Source organism: Methylobacterium aquaticum (assembly GCF_001043915.1).
In the GTDB taxonomy this organism is placed as follows: Bacteria; Pseudomonadota; Alphaproteobacteria; order Rhizobiales; family Beijerinckiaceae; genus Methylobacterium; species Methylobacterium aquaticum.
This window is the reverse complement of sequence record NZ_LABX01000317.1, coordinates 1-10101: the sequence shown is the minus strand read 5'-3', so window position 1 is coordinate 10101 and position 10101 is coordinate 1. Positions and strand designations below refer to the sequence as shown.

General features: G+C 71.1%; 13 protein-coding genes. 10 read left to right on the top strand and 3 right to left on the bottom strand.

Going from position 1 to position 10101, the window contains the following annotated elements; genetic code table 11:
• The 3 genes from VP06_RS31025 to VP06_RS31015 form a co-directional block, all read left to right on the top strand.
• On the top strand, positions 1-548 hold a 548-nt coding region (locus VP06_RS31025; RefSeq protein WP_048467677.1), incomplete at its 5' end, for a DUF429 domain-containing protein.
• Positions 545-1072 carry an NUDIX hydrolase gene (locus VP06_RS31020; protein ID WP_048467676.1) on the top strand — a complete coding sequence of 176 codons (528 nt, stop codon included), beginning with the start codon at positions 545-547 and terminating at the stop codon, positions 1070-1072. The genes VP06_RS31025 and VP06_RS31020, both read left to right, overlap by 4 nt.
• A gap of 34 nt (positions 1073-1106) precedes the next feature.
• Entirely contained in the window at positions 1107-1805 is a 699-nt protein-coding gene (locus tag VP06_RS31015) for a carbonic anhydrase (RefSeq protein ID WP_197093330.1), read from the top strand.
• A gap of 150 nt (positions 1806-1955) precedes the next feature.
• Here the strand turns inward: VP06_RS31015 and VP06_RS31010 are convergent, their stop codons facing one another.
• Together VP06_RS31010 and VP06_RS31005 are read right to left on the bottom strand one after the other, a co-directional pair.
• Positions 1956-2699, bottom strand: a complete 744-nt coding sequence (locus VP06_RS31010) for an aspartate/glutamate racemase family protein (RefSeq protein ID WP_048467675.1) — start codon at positions 2697-2699, stop codon at positions 1956-1958.
• Positions 2700-2727: 28 nt separating this feature from the next.
• Positions 2728-3447: a GntR family transcriptional regulator gene (locus tag VP06_RS31005; protein WP_048467674.1), complete on the bottom strand. Its 720-nt coding sequence runs from the start codon at positions 3445-3447 to the stop codon at positions 2728-2730.
• Between the two features lie 254 nt (positions 3448-3701).
• Here VP06_RS31005 and VP06_RS31000 point away from each other — a divergent pair, with 254 nt between their 5' ends.
• Genes VP06_RS31000 through VP06_RS30985 form a run of 4 tightly spaced genes read left to right on the top strand, consistent with a single transcriptional unit; the run spans position 3702 to position 7101 of the window.
• Positions 3702-4712 (top strand): ABC transporter substrate-binding protein, encoded by a 1011-nt coding sequence (locus tag VP06_RS31000; RefSeq protein WP_048467673.1) that lies wholly within the window; start codon positions 3702-3704, stop codon positions 4710-4712.
• Positions 4696-5559, top strand: coding sequence for an ABC transporter permease (locus VP06_RS30995; RefSeq protein WP_048467672.1), 864 nt, complete (start codon positions 4696-4698; stop codon positions 5557-5559). The genes VP06_RS31000 and VP06_RS30995 overlap by 17 nt, the downstream gene beginning before the upstream one ends.
• A gap of 31 nt (positions 5560-5590) precedes the next feature.
• A complete protein-coding gene (locus VP06_RS30990; protein ID WP_048467671.1) occupies positions 5591-6361 on the top strand; it encodes an ABC transporter ATP-binding protein in 771 nt (256 codons plus the stop codon).
• An 11-nt stretch (positions 6362-6372) separates the two neighbouring features.
• Entirely contained in the window at positions 6373-7101 is a 729-nt protein-coding gene (locus tag VP06_RS30985) for a maleate cis-trans isomerase family protein (RefSeq protein ID WP_048467678.1), read from the top strand.
• A 3-nt stretch (positions 7102-7104) separates the two neighbouring features.
• Here VP06_RS30985 and VP06_RS30980 read toward each other — a convergent pair whose 3' ends face one another.
• The gene (locus VP06_RS30980; RefSeq protein ID WP_048467670.1) at positions 7105-7614 is read right to left on the bottom strand and encodes a ferritin-like domain-containing protein; all 510 of its coding nucleotides are present in this window, start codon (positions 7612-7614) and stop codon (positions 7105-7107) included.
• Positions 7615-8322: 708 nt separating this feature from the next.
• On the opposite strand from VP06_RS30980, the gene bla reads away from it, so the two are divergent.
• The 3 genes from bla to VP06_RS30965 form a co-directional block, all read left to right on the top strand.
• Positions 8323-9216, top strand: coding sequence for a class A beta-lactamase (bla, locus tag VP06_RS30975; RefSeq protein ID WP_048467669.1), 894 nt, complete (start codon positions 8323-8325; stop codon positions 9214-9216).
• Between the two features lie 22 nt (positions 9217-9238).
• On the top strand, positions 9239-9709 hold the full coding sequence (ybaK, locus tag VP06_RS30970) for a Cys-tRNA(Pro) deacylase (protein ID WP_048467668.1): 471 nt from the start codon (positions 9239-9241) through the stop codon (positions 9707-9709).
• 67 nt (positions 9710-9776) lie between these two features.
• Positions 9777-10101: hypothetical protein (locus VP06_RS30965; protein ID WP_048467667.1), on the top strand; the 325-nt coding region annotated here is incomplete at its 3' end.

Here is a 10101-nt window from a genome sequence, read left to right as displayed (position 1 = left end):
GCCCCGGCGCCCGCGCCGCCGAGGTGCTGGTCCGGGCGCTCCTCGGCCCGCGGCGCGCCTCGGTCTTCCCGACCTCGGCCCGCAGCGTCGTCTATGCCCCCGACTACACGGCGGCGATCGCCCTGTCGCGCCGGCCCGAGACCCAGCCCTTCGCCCCCTCCCCGCCCGCCAACGCGATCTTTCCCCGCATCCGCGAGGTCGATGCTCTCCTGCGCGCCAGGCCCGCGCTTCAGGCGCGGGTCCACGAGGTGCATCCGGAACTCGCCTTCCTGAGCCTCAATGGCGGCGCGGCCCTGCCCGCCTCGAAGCGGACGGCGGAGGGCGCGGCCCTGCGGCGCGCGCTCCTCGCCCGGGCCGGCCTGCCCTCCGGTCTCGCAGTCCCGCGCGGCGCCAAGCCCGACGACCTCCTCGACGCCCTGGCCGCCCTCGCCGTGGCGCGGGCCATCGCCAACGGGCGCGGCGTGCCGTATCCCGATCCGCCGGAGCGCGACGCCCACGGCCTGCCGGCCGCGATCTGGACGCTTCCCCACAGCGAGGCCCCCGCATGACCGACATCCCGACCGCTCTGGCGACCCGCGACATCGCCCGCGCCCTGGTGCTCGACCCGCAGGGCCGCCTGCTCCTGATCGCCTACGAAGCCTCGCGCGACGTCGATCCGGCCCGTCCGGGGGACCGGACCTTCTGGTTCATGCCCGGCGGCGGCATCGAGCCCGGCGAAACGCCGGAGGAAGCGTGCCGGCGCGAGCTGGAAGAGGAGATCGGCGTCAAGGATGCGCCCCTCGGTCCCCAGGTCGCCCGCTGCGACGGGGCCTTCACGCTGTTCAACAAGCCGCGCTTCGCCCGCGAGCGCTACTTCGTGGTGCAGCTGCCCGACGACCGCGTCGATACCAGCCGGCTCGCCGAGACCGAGGACAACCCGGTCTACGGCACCCGCTGGTGGCCGCTCGACGAACTCGCCGCGACCCACGACCGGGTCGAGCCGCAGGGCCTCGCCGATCTGGCCAAAAGGCTCATGGCGGGCGAGGCGATCCCCGAGGTGGTGACGTTGTCCTGGGGGCCTGGCGCGGCGTAAGCCTTGCCCAGATCTTTTCCAAGGAGCGTGATCCATGGCCGACGCGATGCCCTTCCCCCCCGCATTGACGGAGGGCTATCGCGCCTTCCTGGACGACCGGTTCGTGCGCGAGCAGGACCGGTATGCCAGCCTCGCCGAGGGGCAGAGCCCCGAGATCCTGATCATCAGCTGCTGCGACAGCCGGGTCTCGCCGGAGGTGATCTTCGATGCGCGGCCGGGCGAGCTGTTCGTGGTGCGCAACGTCGCCAACCTGGTCCCTCCCTACGAGACCGGCGGCGAGTATCACGGCACCTCTGCGGCGCTCGAATTCGCCGTTCAGGCGCTCAAGGTGAAGCACATCGTGGTGCTGGGCCATGCCCGCTGCGGCGGCGTGCGCGCCTACGCGGACGATGCGGCGCCGCTCTCGCCCGGTGACTTCATCGGCCGCTGGGTCTCGCTGATCCGCCCGGCGGCGGAGGCGCTCGGCGACGAGCCGCGCGGGCCGGACTATCTCGAGCAGCTCGAATTCGCCACGGTGACGAACAGCCTGAGGAACCTGATGACGTTCCCCTGCGTGCGTATCCTGGTGGAGCGCGGCAAGCTTCGGCTCCATGGCGCGCATTTCGGGATCGCCACCGGGCAGTTGCGGATCCGCGACCCCGAGACCGGTGAGTTCCGCCTGGCCGAGCCCGACCGGGCGGCCAGCGCGACGAAGCTGATCCGCTGCCAGGACGAGGCCGGCAGCGGCGGCTGAGGCGCCGGACGATCGGGATCCGCGTCATACCAACGGTCGTTGGAAACGACCTTTGGTTCCGTTCGCGAATTTTCGTCAAGCCTCTGGCTTGGCATCGAAAATTCGAGATGGTTCATCGGCCCGATGCGTCAGCATCTTGGGCCGATGGTATCAGTCCACCCACCCGATCCGCGCCGCCAGCGCCGGTGCGAGTCCGGTGCTCGGCTTCGCGTCCGGCCGGCGGAAGGTGCCGGCCGTCGCCTTGCGGGGCTGCTGCGCCACCACGGCCTCGGCGAGCTTGACCGCCGCCACGACCTGATCGACCACCGGCACCGGCAGACGGTCGCGCACCCGGGCGCCGAGGCCCGACAGGGGCGCGCCGGCAAAGATCAGCACGTCGGCGCCGTCCTCCTCCACCGCCGCCCGGGCGAGGTCGATCAGCTGCGCCTCCTTCTCCTCCTGGACGCCGGAGAGCGTCCCGAAGCGCCCCTCCAGCGCCCGCACCCCGGCGCAGCGCGGCCCGAGGCCGTGGGCGGCGACGGTTTCCTCGTACCAGGGCACCAGGGCGCGGGCGAAGGTGACGAGCCCGAAGCGCCGGCCGAGCAGGCAGGCCGAGAGCATTGCCGCCTCGGCGAGGCCGATCACCGGCATGTCGAACAATTCGCGGGCGCCGAACAGGCCCGGATCGCCGAAGGCCGCGATGATCGCGGCATCGACCGGCGGCGCCTCGGCCAGCATCTCGAGGGCGATGGCGCCGCCGATCTGCGCCTCGGCCCGCGTCGCGATATAGGGCACGCCCCGGGGCGCCGTCGCGGTGAGAATCTCGGTGCCGGGGGCGGCGACGGCAGCGCCGGTGGCGCGCATCAGCTCGGTCACGTCGCGGCTGGTATTGGGGTTGAGGAGCAGCAGGCGCATCGGCGGTCTTTCGTCAGGCGGCCAAGGATTAGGCGGCGGCGTGCCGGGCGAGGCCGGCGAGCAGCGCCGTGCCGGTATGGCCGACATGGTCGGACAGGAGGCGGCCCGCTCCCGCCGCGTCGCCGGCCTCGATGGCGGCCAGGATCGCCCGGTGCTCGGCGACCGATTCGTCCCAGCGCGCCCGGCTGTCGAGGGCGCGGCGGCGGGCGATCTCGGCCCGCGCGTGCAGGGCGTCGTGCGCTTCCCGCAGCGGAGTGTTGCGGGCGCAGGCGACGATCAGGGCGTGGATCTGCTGGTTGAGAGCGAAATAGGGGCCGAGATCCCGGGCGGCGTGGTGCGCCTCCATCTCGGTCTGAAGCCGGCGCAGCCGCTCCAGCTCGGCGTGAGTGATGCGTGTCGCCGCGAGTTCCGCCGCCGCCCGCTCGATGGCGGCGATCGCCTCGAACAGTTCCGTCACGGCATCGGCCTGTAATTCCGCCACCCGGGGCGAGCGGTTCGGGCGCAGCTCCACCAGCCCTTCGACCGCGAGCAGCTTCAGCGCCTCGCGCAAAGGCGTGCGCGAGATGCCCAGCGCCGCCGACAGCTCGGTCTCGACGAGCGCGCTGCCGGCCGACAGCGTGCCCTCGACGATCAGCCCGCGCAGGCGCTCCGCCGCCTGGTCGTGCAGGCCGCGCCGCGGCCCGAGGGCAGCGGGCTCCAGCAGCACGGATTTGCGTGGGCGCCCGCGGGGGCGCCGAACCGGGTCCATGCCTGTCCTCTCTCATCTATCGTCCGGCTTCGACCATAGCCGCTCCGACCGGCAGCGGGCGCATCAATTCCAGGCAATTCTGCTGCCGGCCTCGGCATTTGGCATCAATTGCATGCAGAGCACGAAAAATGCGTTGCGCCTCGCCCGGACCCGTCACACCCTGATCCCGCGGCGCCACCGGCGTCGCCCGCGATCAGAGCCGCCGCGGCGCCCGGTCCGCTCCCGGCGCCCCCCTCACTGCGAGGTCACCGCCCATGCGCCGCCATCTCGGCCCCCTGCTGGCCGCCGCCATCTGGTCCTTCTCGTCGGGGTCCCTCTCGCCGGCCTCCGCGCAGCAGGCGCCGGTGAAGGTCGGCTACGCCAAATGCGCCCATTGCCTGCCGGTCGCCCTGCTGCCCGGTCTCGCCAAAGGGACGACGATCGACGCCACCGGCTTCAATTCCGGCAACGACGTGCTGACGGCCCTGATCGCGAAAAGCCTCGACGTGGCGCAGGTCACCTATCTCCACTACGTCACCGCCCTCGACAAAGGCTTCGACATCGTGGCGGTCGCCGGCGAGGTGAATGGCGGCTCGGAATGCCTGTCGGCGAAGGCGCTGAACCTGAAGGCCGACGACTGGGCCGGGTTCAAGGCCGCGGTGGAGAAGGCGAAGGCGGCCGGCACTCCGCTCAAGGTCGCGGCCTCCCGCGGCAACGCCCAGGACATCCACATGCGCGGCGCCTTCCTCAAGCAGGGCATCAACCCGAACAAGGACGTGCAGTTCGTCAACATCCCGAACCCGTCCGACCACCTCGCGGCGATGCAGCGGGGCGAGATCGACATGGTCTGCTCGGTCGAGCCCTTCGCCTCGCAGATCCGCATGGCCGGCGCCGCCACCCATTTCGTGCTGCCCTACGACCAGGCCGCCGGCAACCTGACCAACCTCATCGTCACCCGCTCCGACGTGATCGCCAAGAACCGCGCCGGCGTGCAGGCGGTGGTCGATGCCGACGTGGCCCTGGTCGAGACGCTCAAGGCCGATCGGGGGATCTGGGTCGACGTGATCAACCAGAAGACCGGGCTGTCGAAGGAGATCGCCACCGAGGCGATCAAGAACGCCGAGCCGGATTACCGCATGTACCGCGCCAAGACCCTGGCGATCGCCGCGATGATGCGGGACCTGAAATACATCAGCCGCGACGTCTCGGCCGACGTCGAGACGCACATGGACTTCTCGTTCCTGGAGGCCGCCACCAAGAAGACCCGCGATGGCCTCGGTTACTGAAACCGCGCCGCTCACCCCCGCGACGCCGGCGCCCGCCCGCCGGCTGCCCCGGCGCCTCGTCGCCTTCGCCGAGCGGGCGGCGCTGCCGCTCGTCCTCGTCGCCGGCTGGGAAGCCTTCGCCCGCTCCGGCGCCCTGCCGGCGGCCCTGCTGCCGGCCCCGACCGCCGTGCTGCACGCGCTGGGCGACTGGTTGCTCGGCCTCGACGAGAGCACCCAGACCTATTCCGGCCATTGGGTGCCGGATGCGCTGGCGAGCCTGACCCGGGTCGCCGCCGGCTACGCCATCGCGGCGCTCTCGGCGGTTCTGATCGGCGTCGCGATCGGCTGGTGGCGGTTCGTCGAGCGCACCGTCGAGCCGACCTTGCAGATGCTGCGGCCGATTCCGCCGGTCTCGTGGATCCCGCTCGCCATCATCTGGTTCGGCATCGCCGACAAGCCGGCGATCTTCCTGGTCTTCCTCGGCGCGTTCTTTCCCGTCCTGATGAACACCATCCACGGCGTGCGCGGGGTCGACCGCAACCTGATCCGGGCCGGCGCCATGATGGGGGCCTCCGAGCGCCAGCTCCTCACCGACATCGTGCTGCCGGCCGCCCTGCCGTCGATCTTTTCAGGGTTACGCATCGCCATCGGCTCGGCCTGGATGCTGACGGTGACCGCCGAGATGGTCGCGGTGAAGAGCGGGCTCGGCTACGTGCTGTGGGATTCCTACTACTTCCTGCGCTACGACATCGTGCTCGCCGCGATGATCTCGATCGGGCTGCTCGGCTACCTGTCCGATCTCGGCCTCAAGGCGCTGATGGCGTCGGTGCTGCACTGGCAGAAGGGCACGACGGTGCAGGGACGGTGAGTCGTCCCTCCCCGTCCCTACGGAGAACCCCATGAGCGCGATCGACCTCGCCGACGTCCAGAAAGTGTTTCGCGATCGCGACGGGCGCGACCTCGTGGCGGTGGAGCGCACCCGGGCCACGATCGAGGCGGGCGAGTTCCTCTGCCTGCTCGGCCCCTCCGGCTGCGGCAAGTCCACCCTGCTCAACATGATCGCCGGCTTCGAGGCGCCGAGCGCCGGCGAGGTCCGGGTGGCGGGAAGGCGGGTCGAGCGGCCCGGAGCCGATCGCGGCGTGGTGTTCCAGCAGCCGACCCTGATGCCCTGGCTCACGGTGATCGACAACGTCGCCTTCCACCTCAAGCTGAAAGGGGTGGCCAAGGCCGAGCGGCACGAGCGGGCCAAGACCTACATCGACCTCGTCGGGCTCACCGGCTTCGAGCGGCACTACCCGTCGGAGCTGTCCGGCGGCATGAGCCAGCGGGTCGGCATCGCCCGGGCGCTCCTGATGAACCCGGCGGTGATCCTGATGGACGAGCCCTTCGCGGCCCTCGACGCGCAGACCAAGATCGAGATGCAGGAGGAACTGGTGACGATCTGGCAGCGGGTCGGCGCCACGGTGGTGTTCGTGACGCACTCGGTCGACGAGGCGTTGGTGCTCGGCAACCGCATCGCCGTGATGAGCCGGCGCCCCGGGCGCATCCGCGAGTTCATTCCCTTCGATCTGCCCCGGCCGCGGGACGTGACGAGCCCGGAATTCAACGACATGAAGCGCCGGGTGCTGGGGATGATCCGCGAGGAATCGAGCCGCAAGGCCGCCGCATGATCCGGCTCGGCATGACTCGGCTCGGCATGACTCGGCTCGGGATGCTGACGCCGTCCTCGAACACCCGGCTCGAGCCGGCGACCGCGGACCTGCTGCACGGCACGGCCGACATCACCGCCCACTTCTCGCGCTTCCGCGTCACCGAGATCACCCTGTCGGCGGCGGGGCTCGGGCAATTCGACGAGGCGCCGATCCTGACCGCGGCCTCCCTCCTCGCCGATGCCAAGGTGGATGCCATCGCGTGGAACGGCACCTCGGCGGCCTGGCTGGGCTTTGCCCGCGACGAGGCCTTGTGCGCCCGCATCACCGAGGCCACCGGCATCCCGGCGGCGACGGCGGTGCTCGGGTTTCGCGATGCCTTCACCCGCGCTCGGATCCGGCGGGTCGGTCTCGTCACGCCCTATACGGGCGACGTGCAGGCGAGGATCCAGGCCAACTGGGGTGCGGCCGGGTTCGATTGCGCGGCCGAGCGGCATTGCGGCCTCTCCGACAACTTCTCCTTCGCGGAGGTGCCGGACTCGGAGGTGGCCGCCATGGCCCGGGCGGTGGCCGCCGAGGGCGCGGAGGCGGTCGCGATCGTCTGCACCAACATGGCGGGAGCGGCGATGGTCGACGCCCTAGAAGCCGAACTCGGCATCCCGGTCTTCGATTCCATCGCCGTTACCCTGTGGGCGGCCCTGCGCGCGGCGGGCGCCGACCCCGGCCGGATCACCGGCCGGGGCAAGGTGTTTCGCCTGTGAACCTCAGCGGTCGGCCTTGCCGCCGCTGACCGTCAGTTCGAGGTAGAGGCGGGTCGTCGGCCGCACCAGGTCGGCCATTTTTTGCGCCATCGCCAGCTCTTCCCGCAGCGACATCTCGAAGGCGGGAAGCCGGGCGCTCTCGCCGGCCGCTTCCGCGAGCGTGATCAGCGCGTCGTAGGCCGCAGCCTCGTAATTCTCAAAGGCGCGGTTGGCGAAGGCGTTCTTCAGGATCTCGTCCTGGGCCGGGGTGTGGGCGAGTGCCGCCATGTTGCCCATGAAGCCGAGCACGCCTTCCTTGAGGGTCGAGGGGCTTTCCGACAGGGCCGCCAACGCCTCGTCGAGGCGGTCGCGCTGGCCATGCGTCTCGATGATGTGCCGTCGCAGGGCCGCCTCCATGTCGGGATAGCGTTCCAGCCGCTCGACCTGCCGCTCCATGATCTGGAGCGCCTGCAATTCGAGCGCGTGGGTGTTCTTCAGCGCGGTCACGTAGAGCGAACGGACGTCCTCGGCCATCGACGGTTCCTTTCTGTCGGGGTGTCTGCTCCCTCGGCCAACGCCGTTCACCATCACCGGTTCGCTTCACATACTCATACTGTGACAAAGTATCCAAGAGGACCGAATCGGTGCGGAATGGCGCCAGGCAGCCGGCGTTGATCGGCCTCATCGGCAGGGGCCAAGGCTGTCGGCCGCCATCCCGGAGGGAGACCGCCATGACTGCGTCGCCACCCCCGTGCTGCCGGGCAACCGCCCGGACAAACGCTCAGGGCAGCGCCGCGCGCGCTCCGACCGAGACCGGAACGACGGGCCGACCCGGGCCAAGGATCCCGACAAGACCGGGCAGGTCGGCCAATCGGAGGTGAACACCACCCGTCAGGGCGACCCGCAGGATCGGTGACCGCATAAGCACCTTGCACAAGACCGGCGCCGTCAACCGCCAGGGCAGTCCCGGCAGCAGCCACCAGGCCCCCGACCCCACGTCTTCGGCGGCGGTGGCGAGGCGACCGGCACCACACCCACGACCCCGACCGCAAGGGAGCTTCCCCGTGCTCGCATCGAGGTCGGCGGCATCCGCCCCTGCCGCGGGGAGGCATCCCTCCGTTAAGAATGTTTCCCGTGAAACGGGGGGATTGCGCCGCGATCCCGTCACGACGCCAGCGTGATATCGCCAAGGTTGGGTCTCACAGGAGCATCCCTGATGAACCGCGCGCAGGGAGCCCGCTCATGTCCCATCCCGCCCTTCTTCAGCCCGGCCTCACCCGTCGTGCCGCCCTGATCGGTGCAGCGCTCGCGACCTGCGCCGCCCGGAGCGTGGAGGCCGCGGAGGACGCCGCGGCCCGTCTCGCCCAGCTCGAGCGCCGCGACGGCGGACGGCTCGGGGTCGAGGTGCGCGACACCGCGACCGGACGGCGCTTCGGTCACCGGGCGGACGAGCTGTTTCCGCTCTGCAGCACCTTCAAGGCGCTCGCCGCCGCGGCTGTCCTGGCCCGGGCCGACAAGGGCCAGGATGACCTGAACCGGCGGATCACCTACACCCGCGACGCCCTCCTCAGCTACGCCCCGGTTACGGGCAAGCACGTCGAGACCGGCATGACGCTGGCCGAGCTCTGCGCCGCCGCCGTGGTGTGGAGCGACAACACCGCCGCCAACCTGATGCTCGACAGGCTGGGCGGGCCTGCGGGCATCACCGCCTTCGCCCGCGCCCATGGCGACACCGTCACCCGGCTCGACCGCACCGAGCCGACCCTCAACACCGCGATCCCCGGCGACCCGCGCGACACGACGAGCCCGGCGGCGATGGTCGGCCTCCTCGACACCATCCTGCTGGGCCAGGTTCTGTCGGCGGAGTCCCGCGCCCGGCTCACCGGCTGGATGCAGGAAAGCCCGACCGGCCTGAAGCGCCTGCGCGCCGGCCTGCCGGAGGGATGGCGCACGGCGGACAAGACCGGCACCGGCGACAACGGCACCGCCAACGTGGTGGCGCTGATCCGCCGACCGGACGGTGCGCCGATCCTCGCGGCAGTGTATCTCACCGGATCACCGGCCGAGCCCGCCGCGCGCGACGCCCTGCACGCCGAGATCGGCCGGCTGATCGCCCGGAGCTTCCCGGGCGCCTGACCGAAGGCCCCGCCCCGCTCCGATGTCGAAGACCACCCGCGCAACCCAGGCTCTCGTCCGCGCCGGCATCCCCCACTCCGTCCACACCTACGAGTACGACCCGGAGGCGCCCCGCATCGGCCTCCAGGCGGCGGAGGCGATCGGCGTTTCTCCGGGCGTGGTGTTCAAGACCTTGATGGCCACGGTCGACGGCAAGCCGGTCTGCGTGCTGGTGCCCTCCGACCGGGAGGTCTCGCTGAAGAAGCTCGCCGCCGCCTTCGCGGGAAAGTCCGCCGCGATGATGCGCCCGGCCGATGCCGAGCGGCTGACCGGCTACCATGTCGGCGGCATCAGCCCCCTCGGCCAGAAGCGGGCCGTACCGACCTTGGTCGAGACCGCCGCCCTGGCCCATCCGGAGGTTTTCGTGAATGGTGGCCAGCGCGGGTTGCAGCTGCGCGTCAAGCCGGAGGATCTCGTGCGCGTGCTCCAGGCCCGGACCGAGGCGGTGACCTGATCCGAAACGCGACCTTAACCATGATCCGCCAACGCTCGGTCCCGGAGATCATCGTGGGGGCGGGCTGATGCGGTACGGCGTGGGGCTGGTTGCAGGCGCGATCGCCTTCGGCCTCGCGGGGCCGGCGGGCGCGGCCGACATGCCGGAGCCCGGCTTCTGGCGGACGCCGAGGCCCGGGCCGGCTGACGTGCCGCCCCCACGCTACTTCCCCCGCGGCGACAGCGACGCCTCACCCCCGACACGCGGCGATCCCGGCTGCCAGATCTTCGTGCCCAGCAATGCGCTGGGGGATCCCAGCTATGTCGGCTCGCCCTTCGGCATCGGCAAGCCGAGCTATTACGGCTTCACGCCTCCGCGCGGCGTCGACGATCCCTATGGGCGCCGGCCGGCGC